We start from the raw sequence: 24,468 nt of genomic DNA on the forward strand, positions 1-24,468 counted from the left end.
GCACCGGCTCCGTCCGGGCCGGCTTCATCCGCGCCAGAATCAACGCGATCGCCGCCTCACGCTCCTCCTGCGACGGCAACCGCCGGCCCTTCCCGGAAACCGGTCCCCGCTCAGCTTTCTCCTCCATGACCCAACCCAACCAGCCGGGTACGACAATTTGGGCGGACGTTCCGACCCTGTGGTGATGGAATTTTTATGGCGCTGCGCAAGCGTATTAACGCACCAAAAAAAACTCCGCCAATTCATGCCCGGGTCGAAGACGAGAGGCATTTCGCACGGCCATAGCCCGGCAATGGAGTTCCAGAGAGCGAGCCTGCTGGTCCCAGCGAACTCCAAGTTGCTGACCCTGGCCTGTTCCCGGTAAAGGCCATCACTTGTAGCCTCGGCAGATGCGCGAGACTCAGGGACATCCCAGGAGGTTGCAACCCAAGATGACACGCGGCGGCTTCCGCTTTCAGTTTTTCCTCTGGTCGACCTGGACGGTGCTGCAGCTGGTGATCGTCGTTGGGACCCTGAGTTCGGGAACTTGGGATGTGGGCGATTACCTATTGCTCGCAGCGTTGATCCTAGGGGTGGTTTTCCTGGCGTTCCTTTTGTACGTTCGCCATCATGATGGCCGGTTCTGGGAAGTCGAAGAGGCCAAGAGGTCTGATTGGGACCGACGCGGACGGGCGCTCTGATGGCGGGTCGAAAAGCAGCTGCGGTTAGGCCCGCGGTGAAGGCCTGTGCGTCCGGTCATCGCCGGCGCACGGAGGTCAGATGTGAACGGGGATCGGCCTCCGGGGATCGTTCCGGAGGCGCCTGAGGAGGGCAGCGCCCCACCGAAGTATCGTCAGCGCCGGCCCGGGAATCCCTCACGCAGGGGATATCTCTTGCACCAGGTGTCGGCGGATTGGCGGCCCGGTGCGCTCATCACAACACGAACCCTCCGTTCCTAGCGGCGTTTGCCCGGCGCGGCCAAGGTCAGCAGGGGAACTTCCCGCTCAGCTTTGGTGAGCGAGCCGTGCTGGCCGACCACCGACATTGCGGTTTCCGGAACCCGCCGGGTGTCGTAGAAAGCGACAGGTTCGCGGGCAGCCACCATCAGGTCACCAATGCGCGGCAGCACCCGGGGATCTACTTGGCCGAAGAAACCCCGGCTGATGGCTTCTTCGCGGCTGATGATCCAGGCTTGATTCCCGTATCTGGCGCGCCAGGCTGCGGCAGTCTGTTCGCGGTGCGCGGCAGTGGCATCCGGCTCAAAGTAGAGGTGGACCAGCCGGGGCTCCCCCGCCGTGTGCCGGACGCCTGCCACCAGGGCCGGATCTGCCGAGTAGTCGAACCGGAATTCTTCAGCCACATCCAGCATGCCGTGGTCGGCGGTCAGCAGCAGCAGCGTGTCGGCCGGCAATTGACGGGTTAGACGGCGCATGTCCGAATCGAGCTCTTCCAGCTCGCTGCCCCACTGGGCCGAGGCGGCGCCAAAGCGGTGGCCGGCTTTGTCCAGTTCGTTGAAGTACAGGTAGACCAGGGCGCGATCGGTGGCGGCCAAGGCTTCGGCCGCCGCGAGGGTGCGGGCATGGCTGCTGGCACCCGGTCGGAACGAACTGCCGCGCAGCGCCGCCTTGGTCATTCCGGATTCGGCAAACCGGGGCAGGCTGACCGTGGTGACCGGCAGCTGTTCCGCCACCTGTTCGAACACCGTGGGATTCGGCTGCCAGAGGTGCGGATCGACCTTGGCGTCCCAGCCGCCGAGCTGGTTGACCACCTTGTCTTGGTCTGGGTCCAGCACGTCATAGCCGACCATGCCGTGCAGGCCCGGTGCCAGTCCGGTCCCCAGGCTGGCGAGGGACGCCGCCGTCGTCGATGGAAAGGCGCTGCCGAGGGTGCGCGAGTTCTCCATCGCCTGGCGCAGGAACGGCGCATGTCCGCCGCGCTGCTTCAGCAAAGCCTTGCCCAGCCCGTCCACCATGACCACGCAGACGCGTTTGGCCTGCGGCAGCTGCAGGACATTGCTGAAGCCGTCGGCGCCCAGCGCCGCGGCGGCACTGGTCATGACTTCGGCGAGGGAGTTGCGGCCGTAGCCCGGGGCTGCCGGAAGCGGGTCGTGTGTCAGGGTCACGCAGCGTCCCGCGGATCAGCGGCCGTGGTGGCCGCGGACCAAGCGGTTGCCGATGCGCGGGCGCGGCTGCACCGGGCCCGGCACCGCAGCGGGCTCCGGGTTGCTGGTGCTGACCTTGCGCAGTGCCCGGGCAAAGTCCTTGGCGTTTTGCACGGCTTGCAGCCCGTCCGCTTCCGCACTGACGCGGAGCACGATGTCTTCCTGGACGATGTTGCCGGTGTAGCCGTGGTCGGCATCGCACTGCGGGTCGCCGCAGCCGGCCGGGCCCATGTCCAGTCGCTGGCCGCCGGACCAGGCGATGGCCAGGGTCAACTCGCGGGCCTGGTCGGCGGAGGTGTAGTTCTGCGGCTGGGCGTAGACGTAGCTGAGCACCACCGAACGAATCTGGCTGACCGGAACGGACTCGGTGGAAATCTGCGCCACCATCTGCTCGCCCTCGTCGTCCAGCTGCTGGTCGTCCACGTGCGTAATCACCAGCATGTCCTCGGTCAGGACCAGGACGGTGATGTGCCGGTGCACCTCATTGCGGTCGAAGTGCGTCTCCAGGTGGACCAGGTGTGACAGCGGCTCGCGCTGGTCCAGGGCGTCGTGGACCACGTCGGAAACCAGCAGCGGGTAAAAGCCTGCCCGGTTGAGGGCGTCGTCGAGACTGCGGCGTTCTGCCGTCGAAAGGTGGCTCATATGTACCATGTTCCCCTACCCTGCTGTCCGATGGCCAACTCGGGGGTCAGTCACGCATGGCGCGCCGCGCGCTGTCTGTCCGGTGCGCGTGGTTGCCGAGCCTGACCTCGGCGTTCAGCACGGCCAGGCCGCGGTCGGAGAGCTGGACCGGATTGAGCTCCAGCAGCGCCACCTCGGGATGCTCATCCTTCAGTTGCGCGACCCGGGCGATCAGGTCCTCCAGCGCCGGAACATCCACGGCCGGCAGCCCTTGATAGCCGAAGAGCTTGCCTGCGGCACGCGGCCCGCGGACCAGGTCCGCCACGTCCACCGTGGTCAACGGCGGGATCCGGTGCGACCAGTCCCCCAGCAGGTTCACCGCGTCGCCGGCCAGCCCGAAAGACGCCACCGGACCCAGCAGCGGATCTTCGATCGCGCGGATGGTGCAGGCCTGTCCCGCGGGCACCATGGACTGGACCTCCAGCGGAATGTCGCCGAACTGGGCCAGGCTGGCTCGCATGTGCGCAATGTTGGCCCGCAGCGTGGCTTCGTCGGTGATGTTCAACCGGACGCCGCCCAGGTCCAGGCGCTGCCGCAACCGTTCATCGGTGGTCTTCAGGGCCACCGGCCAGCCGAGCCGTTCGGCAGCCGCCACCGCTTCGTCGTCGTCGCTGAATGCGGCGGACTCCTGCACGGCGATCCCGTAGCAGCCCAGCAGCCGGGCGGTTTGCTCGCGGGTGGGCGTGACCAGATCAGTCCCGGTCACCCCGGCGAGCAGGGCGTCGATCTGCTGCTGGGACGCGGCCGGGTCGGTGCCGGCCGCTTCGGTGTATTCGCCCTTGTCGCGGGCTTTCCATTCGGCATAGCGGACCACGGCTGCCAGCGCGTTCACGGCGCTGCCGGGGCTGGCAAAACACGGCAGCGCCCGCTGAAGTGCGCCCGCCGCTGGCTCCTTAGCGGCCCCGGACTCATCGTCGGTTGCCAGCAGGCCGTCGGAGCGTTCCGCCAGATCGAGCACTCCAGTAAAGGAGGCAACCACCGGTTTGCCCGCTTCTTCCGCACATTCCCGCAGCACGTTGGCCAGCACCGAGGTTTGGATTCCCGTGGCCGGGAGGAGGGTGACGACGGCGGCGTGCACCTCTGGTGCCGACAGCGCCGTCTGCACTCGCTGGCGAAGCAGCGGCAGTGCTTTGGACTGGCCGGTGTTCAGGTCCATCCCGGTTTCCATCCGGACCACATCCAACTGGTGGGCCTTGGCGGCGTCGGCCACCACGTTGCCCAGGGCCAGGGAGTTGCTGAAGATGGCCAGGTTGGCTCCGGCCGGGAGCGGCTGGCTGACCAGGATCTGCGCCACGTCCATCAGCTCTTCGTTGGTTTCCACGCGGATCACGCCGGACTGCCGGAACATCGCGTCCAGCGCGCCCAGCGGCGCCTGCGTGGTCCGCACCGCGTGGCCCGGCGGCAACTGCAGTCCCATCACGTCGGATTTGGCAACTATCACCGGCTTGCTGAGTGAGAGCCGGCGGGCAATCCGGGAAAATTTACGCGGGTTGCCGATGGACTCCAGGTACAGCCCCACCGCTTTGGTGGCCGGGTCATCTTCCCAGTACTGCATCACGTCATTGCCGGAGACGTCGGCCCGGTTGCCGCCGGACACCATGGAGGACAGGCCAAGCCCGCGCCGGCTGGCGGCGGTGTAGAGCAACACACCGATCGCTGCCGATTGGCTGAACAGCCCCAGCGGTCCACGGGGCGGCATCGCGGGCGCCATCGATGCATTCAGCGACACTTCCGGATCAGTATTGAGGAGTCCCAGCGAACCCGGGCCGATCACGCGCATGCCGTGGGCGCGTGCCTGCCGGACCAGTTCGCGCTGCCGCTGCAGTCCTTCGGTGCCGGCCTGGGAGAAACCGTCGCTGGCCACCAAGATGCCCTTGACCCCGGCGGCTGCACACTCGCGTGCCACCTTGGACACTTCGTCATAGGGGACGGCCACAACCGCCAGCTCCACCGGGTCCGGGACCTCGGCGATGGTCCCATAGGAGATCATCCCGTTTAGTTCAAAAGCCTGCGGGTTGATGGCGTAGACGGGGCCGGTGAACCCGGCTTCGATGATGTTCTCCAGCAGCGAGTAGCCCACGCTGCCCCACTCCCGGCTGGCGCCGATCACCGCAACGGACCGGGGCGCGAGCAGGGCGGCAACACTCTTGGCCTCGGCCCGGTGTTCGCGGGCTGCCATCACGGCGCGGGACCGTTCGGTCGGATCGAGGTCGAATTCCAAGGCGACCACACCGTCGTCGAAATGGCGCCGCACCTCATACCCTGCGTCGTTGAAGACGGTGATCATCTTGCGGTTTTCCGGCAGCACCTCGGCGGTGAACTTGCTGATGCCGTTTTCCCGGGCGGCTGCCGCCAGGTGCTCCAGCAGAATGGATCCCAGCCCCCGCCCCTGGTGGGCGTCCGAAATGTTGAAGGCCACCTCGGCCTCGGCCGGATTGTCGAGCCGGTCATAGCGTCCGATGCCGATGATTTCGTCGCCGATGGTGGTCACAAAGGCCACCCGGTTGACGTAGTCGACGTTGGTGAAACGGGCCAGTTCGCGTGGGCTGAGCTTGGCCTTGAAGGTGAAAAAGCGCAGGTAGATGGAGCTTTCCGATTGCCCCACATGGAAGGCCTGCAGTGCCTCGGCGTCGGCGGGAACTATCGGGCGCAGGTGCGCCGTCCCGCCGTCGCGCAGCACGACATCCGCTTCCCAATAATCCGGGTAATCCGGGGAATCAGCCTCTTGCGCCATAAACTCACTGTATCCACAACTTTTAACTAAGGACCGAAGCACTACCCATGTCCCGTCGCCAGACTTCAGCCCCCGAAGAGGACTTCACGGAGAACATCGTCGATATTGACGTGACCTCCGAGATGGAAGGCTCCTTCCTCGAATACGCCTACTCGGTCATTTACTCGCGCGCCCTGCCCGATGCCCGCGACGGGTTGAAGCCGGTGCAGCGCCGGATTCTGTACATGATGTCCCAGATGGGCCTGCGGCCGGACCGGGGGCATGTGAAGTCCGCCCGCGTGGTCGGCGAAGTGATGGGCAAGCTGCACCCGCACGGCGACGCCGCCATCTACGACGCGATGGTGCGCATGGCGCAGTCGTTCTCGCTGCGGATACCGCTGATCGACGGGCACGGGAACTTCGGGTCGCTCGACGACGGTCCAGCGGCTCCGCGGTACACCGAGGCGCGGCTGGCCGCCCCGGCGCTGGCCCTGACCGACCATCTGGACGAAGACGTCGTGGACTTCGTGCCCAACTACGACAACCAGCTGATGCAGCCGGAGGTGCTCCCGGCCGCTTTCCCCAACCTGCTGGTCAACGGTTCCTCCGGCATCGCCGTGGGCATGGCCACCAACATGGCCCCGCATAACCTGGGCGAGGTGATCGCCGCGGCCCAGCACCTGATCGCCAACCCGGAAGCGACGCTTGAGGACATCATCCGCTTTGTCCCGGGCCCGGACCTGCCCTCGGGCGGCAAAATTGTGGGGCTGGACGGCATTCGGGACGCGTACGCCACCGGCCGCGGCTCGTTCAAGACCCGCGCCAAGGTGGAGGTGGAAAAGCTCACCGCCCGCCGCACCGGCCTGGTGGTCACGGAACTGCCCTACGGCGTCGGCCCGGAAAAGGTGATCGAGAAGATCAAGGACGCGGTCACGTCCAAAAAGCTGCAGGGCATCAGCGACATTGTGGACCTGACCGACCGGCAGCACGGCCTGCGCCTGGTCATTGAGCTGAAAAACGGCTTCAACCCGAACGCCGTGCTCGCCCAGCTCTACCGCTATTCGCCGATGGAGGATTCCTTCGGCATCAACAACGTCACACTGGTGGACGGGCAGCCGCGCACGCTGGGCCTGCTGGAACTGCTGCAGGTCTACGTGGACCACCGCATCGGCGTGGTCCGCCGGCGCACGGCGTTCCGGCTGGGCAAGAAGAAGGACCGGCTGCATCTGGTCGAAGGCCTGTTGATAGCCATTGTGGACATCGACGAGGTCATCCAGATCATCCGTTCCTCGGACGAGGCCGCCGCCGCCCGCGAACGGCTGATGACCATCTACGACCTGTCCGAAATCCAGGCCAACTACATCCTGGAACTGCGGCTGCGCCAGCTGACCAAGTACTCGCGGATCGAACTGGAGAAGGAACAGGACGAACTGCGCCGCGAGATTGCCGAGCTGGAGGAGATCCTGGCCAACGAGACCTTGCTGCGCCAGCTGGTCTCCAACGAACTGGGCGAAGTATCGGCGCTTTACGCCACCCCGCGGCGGACCGTGCTGCTCGAGTCGGAGGCCGCTGCCCCGCTGCGCGGCACCGCGCTGCCGGCTCCGGCCGCTGCGGGCAAGAACGCCAAGGCAGCGCTGCCGCTGCAGATTGCCGACGACCCGTGCTGGGTGCTGCTCTCCACGTCCGGCCAACTGGCCCGCACCGTGGATCAGGAGCCCCTGGCCGACGGCCAGCGGATCCGGCACGATACCCTGCTGTCCGTGGTGAAGACCACGGCGCGCGCCGAGATCGGGGCCGTCACCTCGCTGGGCCGGATGCTGCGCCTTCCGGTGCTGGACATGCCGGTGCTGGCCGGGGCGGCCGGCACCCCGAATCTGGCCGGCGGCGTGCCGGTCAAGGAGTTCATTACCCTGGCCAAGGGCGAATCCCTGGTGGCGTTCGCGCCGCTGGACAAGGTGCTGGCCGTTGGCACCGCGCAGGGCGTGGTCAAGCGCGTGACTCCGGACTACCCGTTGAATCGGGAGGACTGGGAGATCATCGCGCTCAAGCCCAAGGACTACATTGTGGGCCTGAGTGTGCCCGCCGACGACGACGAACTGGTCTTCATCACCCGCCAGGCCCAGCTGCTGCACTTCCCGGCCTCCACGGTCCGGGCCCAGGGGCGTACCGCCGGAGGTGTGGCTGGGATCAAGCTGGCTGCCGAGGACTCGGTGGCGTTCTTCGGTTCGGTCGCTGCCGCAGATACCTCCGCCGTCGTCGTCACCGTTGCTTCCACACGGGATGCCCTGCCGGGAACCTCCCCCGGATCCGTCAAGGTCACTCCGTTTACGGAGTATCCGGCCAAGGGCCGGGCCACCGGCGGCGTCCGCGCGCACCGCTTCCTCAAGGGTGAAGACGTGCTCTCGCTGGCGTGGGCCGGGCACGGCCCCGCCAAGGCCAGCTCGGCCAACGGCGCCTCACGCGCGCTGCCCACCGAGCATGGCCGCCGCGATGGTTCCGGCATCCCGCTGTCCCAGTCAGTGGATGCCGTCGGTCCGTCCTTGTCGCAGCCGGACGCCCCCTAGCCTGGCAGCATGCCGATCACGCCCGACACCAAAGACTGGACCTGGGTCACGGAACGGCCCTGTCCCTAATGCGGCTTCGACCCGGCTGGCGTCACTCCGGACCGGATCGGCCCGGCGGTGCTGGCCGCGGTGCCGCGCTGGCAGGCCGCCTTGGCCGGGCCCGGGGTGGGCATCCGCCCGGACAGCGACACCTGGTCCGTGCTGGAATACGCGGCCCATGTGCGTGATGTCTGCCGTGTGTTCGAAGCCCGGCTGCGGCTGATGCTGAACCAGGACAATCCGGACTTCCCGAACTGGGACCAGGATGCCGCCGCGGTGCAGGGAACGTACGCGAGCCTGGAGCCGCGTGCCGTGGCCCAGGAGCTGGCGGCGGCGGCAGCCGATGCCGCAGCCGGATTCAACGCGGTGACCCCGGCCGCGTGGGACCGGCGCGGCATGCGCAGCAACGGCTCAGCTTTCACGGTCACCACCTTGGGCAGCTATTTCCTGCACGACGTCATGCACCACCTGCACGACGTCGGGGCCTAGCTCCCTCGGGTGAGGGGCGTAGCTCCCTCACGTCGGGGCCTAGCTCCCTCGGGTGAGGGGCGTAGCTCCCTCACGTCGGGCCTAGCTCCCCCACACGGCCTAGCTCCCTCAGGTCAGGGGCAGTTCATAATCCAGGTAGCGTTTGGTCGGCTGATAGCACATCCGGGAGTAGAGGGCCAACGCACCGCTGGGATTCTCCGTGTCCACGCCCAGCCCGGCATGTGCCATCCCGCCGGCTCTAAACCGGCGCATGGCTTCGGCCAGCAGCGACTGGGCGAGCCCGCGGCCGCGCCAAGGCCGGCGGACGCCCAGCAGGTTGGTGAAGCCCTCGTCGTACCCCGACCGCAGCCGGTAGGCGGGGTCGAAGCTGGCCACCTGGTACGCCACCGTCTCGCCGGACGAGGCTTCCACCACCGACATGCTCCATTCCGGCTTGGTCTCCGGGTGCTGCACCAGGGACTTCCACCGGCGCCCATCCCTTGGCTCGCTGCCCCAGTGGTCCGCGAATGCCTCGTTGTGGGCCAGCCGCACGGCGTCGCTGTCGCCCGGGTCCAGGTCCACGAACACGAAGCCCTGCGGCAGCGGCGCGTCCGGGATCTCCTCCAGCGGCCGGGTCATGTCGGTGAAGTAGCGCACCACGGAGGCACCCACCGCGGCCATCAGCGCGTTGTGCGCCGGATCTTGTTCCTCGGTGCTGGTCCGCAGGACGCCGCCGGTGATGCCGGCCGCGCTGAACCGGCGGCGCTGGCAGTCGGCCTGCCATTGGTAGAGTGCCCTCCCGATGCCGCGGCGGCGCCAGTCCGGATCCACGCCGCCCCAGCTGTGGGCCACGGCTGAGCCCGCGTTCGCGTAGACCCGGCCCACGGCGCGCACCGTCCCGTCGGCATCCAGACCGACGGCGGTGGACTCCGCCGGGTCGTTGGCGGGGTCGTCGAAAGCCTCGGCCAAATCCGCCTTTGTCTCGGTCCAGACCGGCTTGTCCACCGCGGCCATCCGGCGGATCAACTGGTGCCAGCCGTCGATGTCCGCTTCCGTCATGGCCCGCCACTGCAGGCCTCCGCCGGGAGCGACCGGGAGCTCGGGTTTCGTCATTGCCTCAGCCTAGGGCAGCAGCGTAGCTGCCGGTAGACATCCGCAGCCGGTGCTCGCACCACGCCGCCTGCCGCTCATCGTGCGTCACCATGACCACTGCTTTCCCGGCGAGCGCCCGCCGCAGATCCACCAGCAGGGCGTCAGCCGCTTCAGGGTCCAAGTGCGCCGTTGGTTCGTCCAGCAGCACCACGTCCGAGTCAGCCAGCAGCGCCCTGGCCACCGCCAACCGCTGCCGCTGGCCGCCGGAAAGGAAGTGCCCGCCCGGACCGATCCGGGTATCGAGGCCGTCCGGGAGCCCGGCGAGGAAGCCCCCGAGTCCCACCGCGGCCAGCGCCGAACGCATCTGCTCCTCGCTGGGTGCCTCGTCACGCGGGCGGGCCAGCAGCAGGTTGGCCCGCATGGTGGAGTTGAACAGGTGCGCTTCCTGCGGCATCCAGGCGATGGCGGAGCGCGGCGCATCGCTGGCGACGTCGTTGACCAGGTACTGGCCTGATGTCAGCGGCAGGAATCCCAGCAGCGCGCCCAGCAGCGTGGACTTTCCGCTGCCCGACGCACCGGTCACGGCCAGCCATTGCCCGCGCTCCACCCGCAGATCCACTCCGGCGAAGGCGTCCTGCGCCGCGCCGGGATACCGATAGGACGCGTCCCGCAGTTCCAGAGCTTCGACGACTGCCCCGGTCTCCGGATGGTCGGCCGGGATCGCGGTGCTGCCCAGATCCGGTGCGAGCCGCGCACCGGCAGCGCGCCAGGCACCCCATTGCTGCACCGCGGTGTTGACGGCCATGAACGGCTCCACCAGCGCCAGCTGCATCAGGACGACGACGGCGGCCACCCCCGGCGCGGTGCCGTCCGCTGCTCCGATCATCACCACCGCGGCCAGCGAGCACGCCAGCACGGTCAGACCGTGGCCCAACCCTTGAGCCCAGGCGCTGCGCTGTACCGCCGCCGTCGCCTGCCGGTCCAGCCGCCGGGCCCGCTGCAGCAGCGGCCGGGCGGCCGTGTTGGCGGCCAGATCCGGCGCGGCAGCCAGCAGCCGCGTCACAGCGTTCAGCGACCGGCCCTTGAGCTGCACGTTGGTCCCCTGCGCGTGGCGGTCGGCCCAACGCGTCACGGCCGGCGCCAGCAGCACGCAGACCGCCGAAAGCAGCAGCTGCCAACCGAGGGCCGCGGGCATCAGCAGCGCCGTGGCCACACAGGAGGCCGCAGCCACCAGCAGGCCGACCAGCGGGGCGAAAACGGCCCGCGGCGCCACGTCGCGCAGTTCGTCCACATCTCCGACCAGCCGTTCCAGGGCGCCGCCGCCGCGGGCCAGCCGCCGCCAGGCTGCCGGCCGCTGCAGCAGTCCGTTCCACAGCCGGATCCGCAGCCGGTCGGTGCTTTCGAAGACCGCGTCGTGCAGCTTCAGCCGTTCCTGGTACCGCAGTACCGAGCGCCCGATGCCGAAGAACCGGACACCGACGATGGACGTCATCAGGTGCAGGATCGGGGGTTGCTCGCTGGCGTAGACAATCAGCCATCCGGACAGGCCGGCCAGCGAGACCGCGAAGAGTGCCGCGCCGAGGCCACAGCAGAGCGCGGCCAGGAAACGCGGGCTCCACGGCCGCAGCAGGGCCGCTTGCCGCCACAGACTGGGTCCGGCAGCGGCGCCGCCCGTGGCCGGCGCCTCCGCACGTCCAGCCAACGGTGCTTCGGCCGCAGCATCGCAGGGCCTTGCCTCCGGCTCCGCTGCCCGCACAACAGAGCCAGGCGACGGGGCGACAGCAGTGGAGGATTCGGCTCGGGACGCCGCGACCGGCACCACGTGGTCGGCGAGCGCCGCGGTGTCTGGATCGTGGGCCACCAGCACGGTGGTCACGCGGCCGCGCAGCCCGGCCAGCGCTGCTTCGATGGCGCGTGCGCTGCGCTCGTCCACATGGGCCGTGGGTTCATCGGCAAGCAGCACGTCCACACCCGGGACGTGCTCGATCCGGGCCAGCGCCCGCGCCACGGCCACCCGCCGCAGCTCCCCCGGGCTGAGGTCGCCGGTGTCAGCGTCCATTAGGTTGGAAGCGTTCACCCGGGCCAGCGCTTCCGCCGCTGCCGAACGCCCGGCCGGTCCGGTCAGCCCGGCATACAGTGCCACCTCTTCGGCAGCCGTGGCTTCCGAGGGAACCGGGTGTTGCGGGATCCAGGCGATCCGGCCGCGGTGGATGCCGGACACCTCCCCGGTCAACCGGATGCCAGCGCCGTCGCGGCGCAGGCCAGCCAGGACTTCCAGCACCGTGCTCTTGCCGCCGCCGCTCGGTCCGGACAGGGCAGTGATGCGCCCCGCTGGGGCGGTGAAATCCAGCCCTGCCACCACCTGCCCCCGCCCAGGGTACCCGGCGGTCAGCCCGGACACCCGCACTTCCGGCGCTCCCGCGCCCGTTGCCGGCACCGGAGCGGCGGCGGGCACCAGTGGCCGGCCGGTCGGCGCGTCCAGCACGGCCTTGCTGCGCTTGAGAGATTCCAGTCCGTCTTCACTGGCATGGTGCGCCGAGCCCAGGTCACGCAGCGGCTGGAAACAGTCGGGCGCCAGGATCAGCGCCAGCAACCCGGCTTCCAGTTCCATTCCGCCGTAGACCAGCCGGATGCCCACAAACACGGCCACCACGGCCACGGAAATGGTGGCGATCAGTTCCAACGCCAGCGAGGAGAGGAAGGCGACCCGCAAGGTGGCCATGGTCCGTTCGCGGTAGGCGCTGGCGACGTCGCGCAGGGCCCTGGTCTGCGCGGCCGCGCGGCCTAGGCCGACCAGCACCGGCAGTCCGCGGGCCAATTCCAGCAGGTGGTCGGAGAGCCGGTCCAAGGCCGCGGCGGCCTGTTCTGTCCGGTCCTCGGTGTGCTTGCCGATCAGGATCATGAAGACCGGCACCAGCGGCAGCGTGAGCACCACGATCAGCGCGCTCACCCAGTCCGCGGCCAGGATCCGCAGCCCCACCAGCAGGGGCACCACCGCGCAGGTCACCAGCGCCGGCAGGTACTTGGTGTAATAGTCGTCGAGATTGTCCAGGCCCCGGGTGGCCAGCACGCTCAGGGCACCGTCGCCGGTGGGGACGGCTTCGCTGGAGCCGGCACCTCCGTCTTCCAGGATCCGCGCGGAGAGGCGGGCCCGCAGGTCCTCCTTGACTCCGGCTGCGGCCCGTTGTGCCGCCACATCCTGGCCCCAGGCCGCCGCCGACCGCATGAGGGCGCCGATCAGGGCGGGCAGCAGCACGCCGTCCCAGCCGAAGGTGCCGGCGGCCAGGCCGGCCACCCCGGCGGCCACCGCGGAGGCGAGCAGCACCAGTCCGGCGGCTTTCACTGCCGCGGCCAGCCCCAGCAGGTACAGCGCGCGTTTGCCCGCCGCGCCTACCGGCAGCATCGGCTTCACTGGGCTTCCTTCTCTGGGCTTCCTTCACGTGTTTGCTTCACTGGACTTGCGCTCACTGGGCCACAACGGAGTGTGCAGCGGGGATGTCGGAGGAGCTCACCCGTTTGCGGAACACCCAGTAGGTGTAGCCCTGATAGACCAGCACGGCCGGGATGCCGAACAGCGCCACCACGCTCATCACGCCGAGGGTGTAATCCGACGACGAGGCGGATTCCACCGTCAGGCTGAAGGCTTCGTCAAGGGTGGAGGGCAGCACGGTGGGGAACACCGCGGTGAAGATTGTCACCGTCCCGGCGACCAAGAAGGTGCCGAGCCCTGCGAAGGAGAGCCCGTCCCTGCCGGCCTTGGCCAGCAGCCAGGCGGCCACCGCGCCCAAAGCGGCTACCAGCAGCGTCACCACGGTGACTGCCTTGCCGTTGCTCAGCACCAGTGCCGCAGCCCAGGCGGCCATCGGCAGCAGCCCTAGCGGCAGCCAGCGCAGGACTTGCTTCTTGGCCCGCAGCCGGATCTCGCCGTCGGTCTTCAGCGCCAGGAACGCAGCCGCGTGGACCAGGCAAAAGCCCACCACGGCCAGCCCGCCGAGCACGGCATAGCCGTTGAACCAGGCGAACGCTCCGCCCACCCGGTCGCCGTTGGCGTTCAGCGGCAGCCCGGTGGTGGTCAGCCCCAGCATCGCGCCGACGCCGAACGCCGCGACCAGGGAGCCCAGGGCGATCGCCCAGTCCCAGCCGGCGCGCCAGCGGTCGGTGTTCACCTTGCCGCGGTATTCAATGCCGACAGCGCGGAAGATCAGGGCCAGCAGGACCAGCACCAGGGGGAGGTAGAGGCCGGAGAACAGTGCGGCATACCACTGCGGGAAGGCTGCAAAGGTGGCGGCCCCGGCGGTGATGAGCCAGACTTCGTTGCCGTCCCAGACCGGGCCGATGGTGTTCAGCAGCACGCGGCGTTCCGTGTTGTTCCGCGCGAAGCCGCGCATCATCATGCCGACGCCGAGGTCGAATCCTTCCAGGAACAGGTAGCCGGTCCAGAAGAAGGCGATGACGATGAACCAGACAGTGGGCAGGGTTTCCATGTAGTCCTCTTATCGTTCCGTGGGCCAGTCAGTAGGCGAAGGCGAGCACGTCATCAGCGCCGCCGTCCTTGCCCCGGCCGCCGGTGCCGTTCCCGCCGCCGTCCGGGCCGCCGTCGTCGTCCTTCTCCGCGCCGTCCGCGGACGCTGCGTGCAGCAGTTCAGGCATTGCCGCCGGCACACCGCCGCGGCAGTAGCTGGCAAGCAGCTTCACTTCCACCACCAGCAACGTGCCGTAGACCAGCGTGAAGGCACTCAGCGAGAAGATCAGCTCCCCCAGCGAGACCCCGGGCGAGACCGCGGCGGCGGTGAACATGAAGACGTTGTCGATGCCGTCGGGGTCCGGGTTGGGCGCGACGACGAACGGCTGGCGGCCCATTTCGGTGAAGATCCAGCCGGCGGAGTTCGCACCGAAGGGAGCCAAGATGCCGAACACGGCCAGCCGCATCAGCCACTTTGACTCCGGTACGGTGCCCTTGCGCACCACCCACAGGGCGACGGCGGCGGCCGCCGCGGCCAGCATGCCGAAGGTGATCATGATGCGGAAGCCCCAGTAGGTGACTTCCATGACCGGCACGTAGTCAATCTCCGTGCCGGCGCGCTCGCCGTAAATCGGGTTGTCCGGCAGGTGCGTGCCAAAACGTTCCTGGTACTCCGGCAGCAGGCTGTTGATGCCGCGGATCTCCGTGTTGAAGTCGCCGTTGGCCATGAAGGACAGCAGTCCCGGCAGCTCCACCACGGCCACCATGTCGTCGCAGTCCTTGGAGCCGAGGTTGCCCACCGAGAGGATGGAGAAGCCGGTGCCGTCGTGGCAGGCGGCCTCGGCAGCGGCCATCTTCATGGGCTGCTGCTGGAACATCAGCTTGGCCTGCAGGTCGCCGCTGAGGGAGACTCCGGCAAAGGAGACCAGCGCGACGACCGCGCCGATCCGCAGCGAGCGGAGCCAGACCTTGTGGTCCGCCGCATCCCGGCCGCGGGAGGGGTCCGAACCGACCACCACGCGGCCGTCCGCACCGACGGTATCGATGCCGTCGCGGCGGCGCTTCCACAGGTGGTACCAGCTGATGCCCAGCAGGAAGCCGCCGGCCACCGAGAGTGCGCCGAAGATCGTGTGCGGGAAGGCCACCAGCAGGGTGTTGTTCGTCAGCACGGCCCAGACATCCACCATGACGGGGCGGCCATCGATCATTTCGACGCCGACCGGGTGCTGCATCCAAGAGTTTGCGGCCAGAATGAAATAGGCCGAGGCGACGGTGGCCAGCGAGGCACACCAGATGCTGAGCAGGTGGATGGCCTTGGGCAGCCGGCCCCAGCCGAAAATCCACAGGCCCAGGAAGATGGATTCCACAAAGAACGCCAGCAGGGCTTCCATCGCCAGCGGGGCGCCGAAGACGTCGCCGACGAAGCGGCTGTACTCGCTCCAGGCCATACCGAACTGGAACTCCTGGACCAGGCCGGTGGCCACGCCCATGATGAAGTTGATCAAGAACAGCTTGCCCCAGAACTTGGTCATCCGCAGGTACTGGTCCTTGCCGGTGCGGTACCAAGCCGTGTGCATGATCGCGACCAGCAGCCCCAGGCCAATGGTCAACGGCACCATCAGGAAGTGGTAGACGGTGGTGATGCCGAACTGCCACCGCGCGATTTCGAGTGCTTCCAACCCGTTGCCTCCCGGACCGACGTGGTTCCCGGTGGAACCGGAACCCTTTTCTACATCACGTAGAACTTAATCTTCTACGTACTGTAGAACATTTGCCGGAAAGACGGTAAATTAGAGACCAAGAGCACGGTCGCGGGAAAGCATCGCAACCGTTGATTCGACGTTAAGAGACGAAAAGGAACCATATGGCTACTCTCGGAGATCTGGAACGGGCAGTCATGGACGTGCTGTGGTCCCAGAACGCCGCCGATCCTGAAGCAACCGGGTTGACGGCCAACGAACTGCGCGACTTGCTGGCACAGGCCACCGCCGACGGAGCGGACGGCAAGGAACTCGCCGTCACGACGGTTCTGACAGTGCTGTCCCGGTTGGAGAAAAAGGGACTGGTCCAGCGCGGCCGGGACATCCGCCCGCACCGCTACCGGGCCGTCACCAGCCGCGAAGAGCACACCGTGGAGCTGATGCACGAAGTCCTGGGCTCGGCGCCGGACCGCGAGGCCGTGCTCGCCCGCTTCATCGGCACTGTCACTGAGCAAGAGGCCGAAGCGCTGCGCAAGATCCTCTCCTCCGACTAACACCGAATGTTCCTGGCCTCCTACCTGCTGGCCGCTCTGGCGGTGATTTTGGCCTGGCCGGCCCCCATCCTGCTCTCGCGGGCGCGCTGGACTGCCCGCAGCCCGGAGACAGCGCTGGTGCTGTGGCAGGCCATCGCCTTGGCCGGCGGGTTGTCCATGATCGGCGCCATGCTGACGTGGGGGTTGGAACCGCTGGGGGAAAACCTGCTGCAGGGCCTTCGTGGCCTGACCGGCCTGCTGCTGGACAACAGTCCTGATGCCGGACTGGACCTGATTCACGTGTTCGCGCTGAGCGCGGCCCTGCTGCTGACGGTCCATTTGGTCTTCACTTTGCTGCTGACCTACTACAAAATCCGCAAACAGCGCGGCCGGCACCGCGACCTGCTCAACTTGCTCAGTTCCCCGTCCGAAGACTCCCCACGGACCCTGGTGATCAACCATCCGGCACCGGTCGCCTATTGCCTGCCAGGCGGCGGCGGATCAGTCACGGTGCTTTCGAACGGACTGCTTGAGTTGCTCTCCCCCGACGAGCTGCAGGCTGTGATGACGCACGAGAAGGCACATCTGGACCAGCGCCACGACCTGCTTTTGTGGGCCTTCGCCGCCTGGCGGTCAGCCCTGCCGTGGCTCCCCACGTCGAAGCTGGCCAGGACGGCCGTGAACGAACTGACCGAGATGCTCGCGGACGACCACGCGTTGAAGACCTCGGACCGTGAGACGCTCGTCCGGGCGATCGCCGTCGTCGCCGCGGGAGAGCGGCCAGAGGCGGGGGCACCGGCTGTTGCCCCTGGCGTCGGCGACCCTGCCAAGGCATTGCTCGGCGCGGCCGAAACGGAAACCTTTGTCACGGCACACCGGCTGCGGCGGCTGCTCTCCCCCGTTCCGGCCCTCGGCCGCGCCGCGCAATCGGCGGTGCTGCTGGGGTCGGCACTGTTGCTGGCGGTGCCGACCGTGCTGCTGGTAGCGCCGGGCCTGGCGTCTTAGGCGTCGATCCGTTCACGGTCCAGCATGGAGGCTCCGGCCACGATGAACTCCTTGCGCGGCGCCACATCCGATCCCATCAACAGGTCGAAGGACCGTTCGGCCGCTTCAGCGTCCTCGATCCGCACCCGGCGCAGCGTGCGGTGCCTCGGTTCCATGGTGGTTTCGGCCAATTGGTCGGCGTCCATCTCGCCCAGCCCCTTGTAGCGCTGGATCGGCTCCTTGTACTTCCTGCCGTCCTGTTCCAAGGTGGCAAGCAGCTTGTGCAGCTCGTTCTCCGAATAGGTGTAGACCACCTCGTTGGGCTTGGAACCGGCGTTGATGATCTCCACCCGGTGCAGCGGTGGCACCGCGGCGTAGACCCGGCCGGCGTCCACCAGGGGCCGCATGTAGCGGAAGAAGAGCGTCAATAGCAGCGTGCGGATGTGCGCGCCGTCGACGTCGGCGTCGGTCATCAGGACGATCTTGCCGTAGCGGGCGGCATCCAACTGGAAACTGCGGCCGGACCCGGCCCCCACCACCTGGATGATCGCGGCGCATTCGGCATTGGACAGCATGTCGCCCACCGAGGCCTTCTGCACGTTGAGGATCTTGCCGCGGATCGGCAACAGCGCCTGGTGGTCGGAGGAACGAGCCAGCCGGGCGGTGCCCAGGGCGCTGTCGCCCTCGACGATGAACAGCTCGGACCGTTCGACCTCGTTGGTGCGGCAGTCGATCAGCTTGGCCGGCATGGTGGAGGTCTCCAGCGCATTCTTCCGCCGCTGTGTCTCCTTGTGGACGCGGGCGGAGATGCGGGATTTCATCTCGCTGACAATTTTCTCCAAGAGCAGCGCGGACTGCGCTTTGTCCCCGCGGTTCGATGAGCCCAGCTTCGCTGCCAGCTCCTTCTCCACCACGCGGGACACGATGGCCCGGACGGCCGAGGTGCCCAGGATTTCCTTGGTCTGGCCTTCGAACTGCGGCTCGGCCAGACGGACGGTGAGCACCGCGGTCAGGCCCGCGAAAACGTCATCCTTCTCGATCTTGTCGTTGCCCGCCTTGAGCTTGCGGGCGTTGGCCTCGATCACCTTGCGGAAGGTCTTCAGCAGCGCCTGTTCGAAGCCGCTCTGGTGCGTGCCGCCCTTGGGTGTAGCAATGATGTTCACGAACGACCGGACCGTGGTGTCATAGCCGATGCCCCAACGCAGGGCCACGTCCACCTCGCAGTCGCGGTCGACCTCAGCGATTTTGCTGTGTCCGTTCTCATCGAGTACCGGGACAGTTTCCTTGAACTTGCCCGAACCGTGGAAGCGCCAGACATCCGTGACGGCGCTGTCATTCGCGAGGTATTCGACGAACTCGGCGATCCCGCCGTCGTGGTGGAACACCTCTTCGAACGGACCGTCTTCGCCAGGGGTGCCGGGCAGCCTGCGCTCGTCGCGCAGCGTGATCTTCAGCCCGGGAACCAGGAAGGAGGTCTGCCGGGCCCGGTTCTGCAGTTCTTCGTAGGAGAACTTGGCGTCCGGCGTGAAGATCTGCCGGTCGCCCCAATACCGGATGCGGGTGCCGGTCACACCGCGTTTGGCGGTGCCCACTACCTCCAGCTTTGACCCGGTGACGAACGGTTCGAAGGTGGACTCCGGGCTCGGGCCTTTGGCCGGGTCGATGAATTTACCCGGCTCGCCGCGCCGGAAGGACATTTGGTAGGTCTTGCCGCCGCGGTCCACCTGGACGTCCAGCCGGGAGGACAGCGCATTGACCACGCTGGCGCCCACGCCGTGCAGGCCGCCGGAGGCGGTGTAGGAGCCGCCGCCGAACTTGCCGCCGGCATGCAGCTTGGTGAACACCACTTCAACGCCGCTCAGACCGGTCTTCGGCTCCACGTCGACCGGGATGCCGCGGCCGTCGTCGTGGATTTCCACCGCCCCATCCGGGTGCAGCGTGATCTTGATGCTCTGTCCGTAGCCTGCGAGGGCCTCGTCCACCGAGTTGTCGATGATTTCCCAGAGGCAGTGCATCAAACCGCGGGAGTCGGTTGAACCGATGTACATGCCCGGCCGTTTGCGGACGGCTTCCAGCCCCTCCAGAACGGAAAGATGGCGTGCTGTGTACTCAGACTTCGTTGGCGCCACGTGTACAGGTGCTCCTTGGCAAGACAGAACTGCGGTTCCTGGCCGCGGCCCGCCGCGAATAACGGACCGTTACTAGGCTAATCCCCTTTGCCGACGCGCTTGTGCACCGCGCCGAACCGTGCAGCTGCATGTGACGCAGCTCCCTGCTGTTACCCACATGTGATACGCGGTGAGCGAAAGTGACCTAAAGATGCGAAGTTTTGCGGGGTTCGGATGGTTGTATGGATAGACGCACTCGTAAGGAGGTCATCATGACAACTGCAGTAGCCCCCCGTGAACTGACCGCAATGGACCGTTGCGACCGGTGTGGCGCCCAAGCCTATGTACGGGTGGTCCTGGCCTCCTCCGGCGGCGAGCTCCTCTTCTGCGGGCACCACGCCCGGCAGCACGAGCCGCAGCTTCGCGCGAAAGCCTCGGAGTGGCAGGACGAGACCGGCCGGCTGACCGAAAAGGCCGGCGCCAGCGCCGAATAAGCCCGGCCGGAAGAACTGCCGGCGCAGCCTCACCGCGGCATGGCCTGACCGGTAGCCACGTTTGAAGGGCGTCGTTCCCCGAAGGGGGAACGGCGCCCTTCGCTGTTTCCGGTCGCCGTGTCCGGCGGACGAGTCCGTTGCCCTTAACCGCCTCGCGGCTTGTGCTGCTGCGTCATTGCAGATGCTTAAACGGCAACAGGGCCGGTCCCCCTCCCGGGGAGCCGGCCCTGCTGCTGACGCTGGGATCAGTCCAGGTAGTCGCGGAGTACCTGCGACCGCGACGGGTGCCGCAGCTTGGACATGGTCTTCGATTCGATCTGGCGGATGCGCTCACGCGTGACGCCGTAGACCTTGCCGATTTCGTCTAAAGTCTTCGGCTGACCGTCGGTGAGGCCGAAGCGCATGGCCACCACGCCGGCTTCGCGCTCGGACAGCGTATCCAGCACGGAGTGGAGCTGCTCCTGGAGCAAGGTGAAGCTGACCGCGTCGGCGGGAACCACAGCTTCGGAGTCTTCGATCAGGTCGCCGAACTCCGAATCGCCGTCCTCGCCCAGCGGCGTGTGCAGCGAGATCGGCTCGCGGCCGTACTTCTGGACCTCAACGACCTTTTCGGGGGTCATGTCCAGTTCTTTGGCCAGCTCTTCAGGCGTAGGCTCGCGGCCCAGGTCCTGCAGCATTTGGCGCTGCACGCGGGCCAACTTGTTGATGACTTCCACCATGTGCACCGGGATGCGGATGGTGCGGGCCTGGTCCGCCATCGCGCGGGTGATGGCCTGCCGGATCCACCAGGTTGCATAGGTGGAGAACTTGAAGCCCTTGGTGTAGTCGAACTTCTCGACCGCACGGATGAGACCCAGGTTGCCTTCCTGGATCAGGTCCAGGAACAGCATGCCGCGGCCGGTGTAGCGCTTGGCCAGCGAGACCACCAGGCGGAGGTTGGCTTCGAGCAGGTGGTTCTTGGCTCGCTTGCCGTCGTGGACAATCTGCTCCAGGTCGCGGCGCAACCGCGTTTCCATGGTGCCGTCGTCCTTGGCCAGCTTCTCTTCGGCGAAGAGACCGGCCTCGATCCGCAGCGCGAGGTCCACTTCCTGCTCAGCGTTGAGCAGGGCGACCTTGCCGATTTGCTTGAGGTAGTCCTTGACGGGGTCCGCGGTGGCGCCGGCGGAGACTACTTGCTGGGCCGGGGCGTCGTCGTCGTCAGCGTCGGAGTAAACGAAGCCGGAACCGGTTTCGCCTTCCTTGCCCTTCTTGCCGTTGGCTTCCTCGGTCGCTTCGACATCCTCGTCCGCGGGTTCCGGCTCGACGTCCGGATCTTCGTCGACTTCTTCCGTGGCCGGCTCGGCAGTGTTCGCATCCTTCTTGGCGGCAGCACCCGGCTTTCGGCCGCGCCGCTTGGGAGCGGCTTCTGCCGCTGCCGCTGACTGGGCGCCGGTGCGCTTGGCAGTCGCGGACTTCTTCGGAGCGGAGGCAGCAGTCTCCTCGTCGGGAGCTGCAACAGTCTTCTTGTCCGGTGACACAGAGAACCTTTCGTACGGCGGTCTGTGACGCTACCTGCGGGCAACACCACTATGACCCTGTCAAGTCCGTGTTTGATTTCAAACCAAGTCACGGGCGCAGGGTCTGCATGGCATAACCTGCTCCGCGGCTGCAGTATTCCCCGAAGGAAGTACTGCTGTTTGAAACACGAACCCAACCGGGTCTCGGTTCCCATTGTCTCACGATTCAGGCTGCCGGAAGAACCGGATTTGACGCCGCTTGCGTGCCGGCTAAGCGGTCAGATGCCTGGGGCCGGGCCAAGCCGTCTCGCGCCGGCGTGCCCACATCGGCAGCATTCCGCTGCCCGCGAGTTCCCGGACCAGCTCGGCGAGCCGATATCCGGGGTGTTCGCCCAGGCACGCCTCGGCGCGCTGATAGGCATGGGAGCCACGGCCCCGCGCCCATTCAATCCAGGCGTGCAGCGTACCGGCAGCGGCGCGGGAGCGGCCGGCGCCCACCGTGTGCAGTTGTGCCAGCAAGTGCGCAGTGGCATCCACGCGCTCCCAGTCCGGAGCCTGGGACGAATCACCGACCAGGATTTTCGACCAGTTCCGCGCTGCCTCGTCGGTCGTCGGCAGCGGCTCACACTCCATCGCCGTATCCGCACGCGGATCCGGGTCGCTGAGCAGGCCTGCCGCACTCGCCCACAGGAAAGCGGTCTCCAGTCCGTTGCACGCGAAGATGGCGATGGCGTCCCTAACTGCAGTGTCAGTCAGGCTCGCGAGCAGGAAGGCTTGTGCAGGGGCGGTCATGGTTCCCGCCTGGTTGGCAGCCAGGCAATGCTCCCACTGGCGTAGCGTCGCGAAGAAGAAAGACGGCTGGGTCCAGCTTCCGGCAAGGCCCTCGGCCAGTTGGTCTGCCTCCCGCTGGATGGCCGGCGGAAGGGGCGCCGGGGATGATGAGGCACCGGATGCCGTTTCTCCGTCATCTCCAACGGACCCGGCAGCTGGGTGTTCCCCGCGGGAAGCTGCCGGTGCAGGACCGGCTGCGGCGGCCGCCGCCGACGCGGCATACCTACTGCCGTTGTAGACAAGTTCCGTGTTCAAGGCGCTGTCCCGGATCTGCGACACCGGGCGCCCGGGCAGCGGGCAGCAGGAGGTGTCGCTGCAGTAGAGCTCCCGCCAAAGCTCGGTGCCGACCGTCCAGCCGCCGCGGACCGGCAGCCCAACAGCACCTAAGGAACGGCCGAGGGCGGCCACAAGTTCGGCACGTGGCGGCCGGTCAGGGGTGCGCCACGCGTGGTCGGTGTAGAGGATGAGCAGCGAGGAGTCGGCGCCCTCGTCGGAGCGCAGATAGTCGGCCGCGGTCTCGGCGAACAGCTCCAGATGGCAGGTGTCCCCATTTCCGGGAAGGTCCAGACGCAGGGTCGCACCGAGGCGGCCGCCGGAGAGGGACAATAACACCAGGCTGTCGGACGGCAAGAAGCCGAGCGTGTGCGGCACGAAGCCCAGGACGTCGACGGGCTGGCGGGCCGTGAACTTCTTCTTCTCCATGGCAGGAGCTTGCCGCCCCCGCGGCCGCGGCTGCTAGGCAACGGATCGCTCCTGTGGACAAGCACGCCCGCAGAAGGCCGTGTGGAGGGAAGGTTGTCAGCCGCGCCGGCTTCCGCCGCTCCCCCGGCGTTCCTGAATCCGCTCGCGCCGCCTGCGCCGCTCCCGTGCCAGCGCATCCCGCAGCGGCGGCACAGTGATACCTCCGTGGGACATCCGCGTCCGCACGCGTTGGCGCACCGCCAGAATCGCCAGCGTGCCGCCGATCAGGAAGACGAACTGGAGGCTGAAGGCCAGCTTGAACGAGTCCAGCGCATACAACTCGCCCTGCGAAAATCCGCTGGCCAGCAACGCGTCCAGCACAACGCCCATGCCGAACATCACCAGCAACGCGGAGATGAAACCCCCGACGTTCACGATGCCGGTTGCCGTGCCGGCACGGCTGAGCGGATTGAACGTCCGCGCAAAATCGAAGCCGATCATGGACCCCGGGCCTCCGATGGATACCGCCATCACCAGCAGCAGAAGCAGCCAGAACGGCGCAGGGCCGGGATAGAGCAGCACACACAGCCAGGCTGCCGACATTGTTGCAATGATCAACAGGACCATCGTGGAGCGTCTCAAGGGATGCCGGCCCACCCAGCCGCCCAGCAGCGGACCTGCAATGAAGGACGTTAGCACCGCTGCCGTCATCAGCACCGAAGCCGCGGCCGGCGTAAGGCCTTGGGCGGAGACGAGGAACGGATAGCCCCACATCAGCATGAACACGTTGGCGGGGAACTGGACCGTGAAATGGGTCCACAGCCCCAGCCTGGTGCCCGGTTCCCGCCAGGCATCGGCCAGCGATGCCCCGGTCTGGCGCAGCGTCGGCGGCAACGGCTTCTTCTGTTGAGCCGGCTCGTTGCGGACCACGGCAAGCGCCAGCACGAAGGCAATTGCGGACAGCGCGGCAACGGAGAGGAATGCCCGCGTCCATCCCGCAAGATTCAGGATCGCCACGAAAGGGATGACGCTGAGCAGTTGGCCGATCTGGCCCAGCTGGCCCGTCAGCTGGGTCAGCAGCGGAATGCGCTTCGCGCTAAACCAGCTGGGCAACAGCCTCAGCACGGACACAAAGGTCATGGCGTCGCCGGCTCCCACGAGAATGCGGCCTACCAGCCCTTCCGGAACGGACGATGCAAAGGCCAGTGCGGTTTGCCCGCCGAGCATCAGCAGGGCGCCCCCGGCCACCATCACCCGAGGACCGTACTTGTCCACCATGAGGCCGACGGGGATTTGCAGTCCCGCGTACACCACCAGCTGGACCACGGTGAAGGTCGACAGGGCGGCGGCAGTGGCGTCGAAGCGCTCGGTCGCCTGCAGGCCGGCTACTCCGAAAGAGGTGCGCTGGGTGATCGCGACCAGATAGGCGAAGATTCCGCTGCCCCACACCCACCATGCACGCCGCGAATCCATGCCTCCATT

Annotated in this window: 17 protein-coding genes and 1 pseudogene; 7 read left to right on the plus strand and 11 right to left on the minus strand. The window is 67.3% G+C overall.

Annotation, left to right across the window (positions count from 1 at the left end; all coding sequences use genetic code 11):
- Positions 1-185: hypothetical protein (locus tag AC5RWX_RS17080; protein ID WP_494097630.1), on the plus strand; the 185-nt coding region annotated here is incomplete at its 5' end.
- 204 nt (positions 186-389) lie between these two features.
- The gene (locus AC5RWX_RS17085) at positions 390-680 is read left to right on the plus strand and encodes a hypothetical protein (protein WP_493940372.1); all 291 of its coding nucleotides are present in this window, start codon (positions 390-392) and stop codon (positions 678-680) included.
- Positions 681-934: 254 nt separating this feature from the next.
- Here the strand turns inward: AC5RWX_RS17085 and AC5RWX_RS17090 are convergent, their stop codons facing one another.
- The 3 genes from AC5RWX_RS17090 to AC5RWX_RS17100 form a co-directional block, all read right to left on the minus strand.
- Positions 935-2,035 carry an alkaline phosphatase family protein gene (locus AC5RWX_RS17090; RefSeq protein WP_493940408.1) on the minus strand — a complete coding sequence of 367 codons (1,101 nt, stop codon included), beginning with the start codon at positions 2,033-2,035 and terminating at the stop codon, positions 935-937.
- An 81-nt stretch (positions 2,036-2,116) separates the two neighbouring features.
- Positions 2,117-2,791, minus strand: a complete 675-nt coding sequence (locus AC5RWX_RS17095; protein WP_493942979.1) for a DUF5998 family protein — start codon at positions 2,789-2,791, stop codon at positions 2,117-2,119.
- Between the two features lie 37 nt (positions 2,792-2,828).
- Complete coding sequence (locus AC5RWX_RS17100) at positions 2,829-5,555, minus strand: bifunctional acetate--CoA ligase family protein/GNAT family N-acetyltransferase (RefSeq protein WP_493940370.1); 2,727 nt, start codon at positions 5,553-5,555, stop codon at positions 2,829-2,831.
- Between the two features lie 47 nt (positions 5,556-5,602).
- Here AC5RWX_RS17100 and AC5RWX_RS17105 point away from each other — a divergent pair, with 47 nt between their 5' ends.
- Complete coding sequence (locus AC5RWX_RS17105; RefSeq protein WP_493940369.1) at positions 5,603-8,098, plus strand: DNA gyrase/topoisomerase IV subunit A; 2,496 nt, start codon at positions 5,603-5,605, stop codon at positions 8,096-8,098.
- A gap of 9 nt (positions 8,099-8,107) precedes the next feature.
- A pseudogene (locus AC5RWX_RS17110) lies at positions 8,108-8,626 on the plus strand (DinB family protein).
- A gap of 108 nt (positions 8,627-8,734) precedes the next feature.
- On the opposite strand, the gene AC5RWX_RS17115 reads toward AC5RWX_RS17110, so the two are convergent.
- From AC5RWX_RS17115 to AC5RWX_RS17130, 4 genes are all read right to left on the minus strand, one after another.
- On the minus strand, positions 8,735-9,718 hold the full coding sequence (locus tag AC5RWX_RS17115; protein WP_493940368.1) for a GNAT family N-acetyltransferase: 984 nt from the start codon (positions 9,716-9,718) through the stop codon (positions 8,735-8,737).
- A 4-nt stretch (positions 9,719-9,722) separates the two neighbouring features.
- A complete protein-coding gene (cydD, locus tag AC5RWX_RS17120; protein WP_493957936.1) occupies positions 9,723-13,100 on the minus strand; it encodes a thiol reductant ABC exporter subunit CydD in 3,378 nt (1,125 codons plus the stop codon).
- Between the two features lie 61 nt (positions 13,101-13,161).
- Positions 13,162-14,181: a cytochrome d ubiquinol oxidase subunit II gene (cydB, locus tag AC5RWX_RS17125; protein WP_493940366.1), complete on the minus strand. Its 1,020-nt coding sequence runs from the start codon at positions 14,179-14,181 to the stop codon at positions 13,162-13,164.
- 28 nt (positions 14,182-14,209) lie between these two features.
- Entirely contained in the window at positions 14,210-15,838 is a 1,629-nt protein-coding gene (locus AC5RWX_RS17130) for a cytochrome ubiquinol oxidase subunit I (RefSeq protein WP_493940365.1), read from the minus strand.
- 185 nt (positions 15,839-16,023) lie between these two features.
- On the opposite strand from AC5RWX_RS17130, the gene AC5RWX_RS17135 reads away from it, so the two are divergent.
- Positions 16,024-16,413 carry a BlaI/MecI/CopY family transcriptional regulator gene (locus AC5RWX_RS17135; protein ID WP_493940364.1) on the plus strand — a complete coding sequence of 130 codons (390 nt, stop codon included), beginning with the start codon at positions 16,024-16,026 and terminating at the stop codon, positions 16,411-16,413.
- 6 nt (positions 16,414-16,419) lie between these two features.
- On the plus strand, positions 16,420-17,397 hold the full coding sequence (locus AC5RWX_RS17140) for a M56 family metallopeptidase (protein ID WP_493940363.1): 978 nt from the start codon (positions 16,420-16,422) through the stop codon (positions 17,395-17,397).
- Here AC5RWX_RS17140 and AC5RWX_RS17145 read toward each other — a convergent pair.
- Complete coding sequence (locus AC5RWX_RS17145; protein WP_493940362.1) at positions 17,394-19,505, minus strand: DNA gyrase/topoisomerase IV subunit B; 2,112 nt, start codon at positions 19,503-19,505, stop codon at positions 17,394-17,396. The two genes, AC5RWX_RS17140 and AC5RWX_RS17145, sit on opposite strands and share 4 nt — an antisense overlap.
- Positions 19,506-19,756: 251 nt before the next feature.
- Here AC5RWX_RS17145 and AC5RWX_RS17150 point away from each other — a divergent pair, with 251 nt between their 5' ends.
- Positions 19,757-19,978 carry a DUF7455 domain-containing protein gene (locus tag AC5RWX_RS17150; RefSeq protein WP_493940361.1) on the plus strand — a complete coding sequence of 74 codons (222 nt, stop codon included), beginning with the start codon at positions 19,757-19,759 and terminating at the stop codon, positions 19,976-19,978.
- A gap of 245 nt (positions 19,979-20,223) precedes the next feature.
- Here the strand turns inward: AC5RWX_RS17150 and AC5RWX_RS17155 are convergent, their stop codons facing one another.
- The 3 genes from AC5RWX_RS17155 to AC5RWX_RS17165 all read right to left on the minus strand — a co-directional run bounded on the left by AC5RWX_RS17155 (position 20,224) and on the right by AC5RWX_RS17165 (position 24,459).
- Positions 20,224-21,495, minus strand: a complete 1,272-nt coding sequence (locus tag AC5RWX_RS17155; RefSeq protein ID WP_493940360.1) for an RNA polymerase sigma factor — start codon at positions 21,493-21,495, stop codon at positions 20,224-20,226.
- A 249-nt stretch (positions 21,496-21,744) separates the two neighbouring features.
- On the minus strand, positions 21,745-23,007 hold the full coding sequence (locus AC5RWX_RS17160) for a DUF4192 family protein (protein WP_494097631.1): 1,263 nt from the start codon (positions 23,005-23,007) through the stop codon (positions 21,745-21,747).
- A 96-nt stretch (positions 23,008-23,103) separates the two neighbouring features.
- On the minus strand, positions 23,104-24,459 hold the full coding sequence (locus tag AC5RWX_RS17165) for an MFS transporter (RefSeq protein WP_493957890.1): 1,356 nt from the start codon (positions 24,457-24,459) through the stop codon (positions 23,104-23,106).
- Positions 24,460-24,468: the final 9 nt, after the last annotated feature.

It is taken from the genome of Arthrobacter sp. SPT-J7 (assembly GCF_059089965.1).

Coding starts and splice junctions, on each gene's coding strand:
- AC5RWX_RS17135 (WP_493940364.1), top strand. CDS start 16,024: ATGGCTACTCTCGGAGATCTGGAACGGGCAGTCATGGACGTGCTGTGG.
- cydD (WP_493957936.1), bottom strand. CDS start 13,100: ATGCTGCCGGTAGGCGCGGCGGGCAAACGCGCGCTGTACCTGCTGGGG.
- AC5RWX_RS17100 (WP_493940370.1), bottom strand. CDS start 5,555: ATGGCGCAAGAGGCTGATTCCCCGGATTACCCGGATTATTGGGAAGCG.
- AC5RWX_RS17115 (WP_493940368.1), bottom strand. CDS start 9,718: ATGACGAAACCCGAGCTCCCGGTCGCTCCCGGCGGAGGCCTGCAGTGG.
- AC5RWX_RS17165 (WP_493957890.1), bottom strand. CDS start 24,459: ATGGATTCGCGGCGTGCATGGTGGGTGTGGGGCAGCGGAATCTTCGCC.
- AC5RWX_RS17105 (WP_493940369.1), top strand. CDS start 5,603: ATGTCCCGTCGCCAGACTTCAGCCCCCGAAGAGGACTTCACGGAGAAC.
- AC5RWX_RS17090 (WP_493940408.1), bottom strand. CDS start 2,035: ATGACCAGTGCCGCCGCGGCGCTGGGCGCCGACGGCTTCAGCAATGTC.
- AC5RWX_RS17160 (WP_494097631.1), bottom strand. CDS start 23,007: ATGGAGAAGAAGAAGTTCACGGCCCGCCAGCCCGTCGACGTCCTGGGC.
- AC5RWX_RS17085 (WP_493940372.1), top strand. CDS start 390: ATGCGCGAGACTCAGGGACATCCCAGGAGGTTGCAACCCAAGATGACA.
- AC5RWX_RS17140 (WP_493940363.1), top strand. CDS start 16,420: ATGTTCCTGGCCTCCTACCTGCTGGCCGCTCTGGCGGTGATTTTGGCC.
- AC5RWX_RS17150 (WP_493940361.1), top strand. CDS start 19,757: ATGACAACTGCAGTAGCCCCCCGTGAACTGACCGCAATGGACCGTTGC.
- AC5RWX_RS17095 (WP_493942979.1), bottom strand. CDS start 2,791: ATGGTACATATGAGCCACCTTTCGACGGCAGAACGCCGCAGTCTCGAC.
- cydB (WP_493940366.1), bottom strand. CDS start 14,181: ATGGAAACCCTGCCCACTGTCTGGTTCATCGTCATCGCCTTCTTCTGG.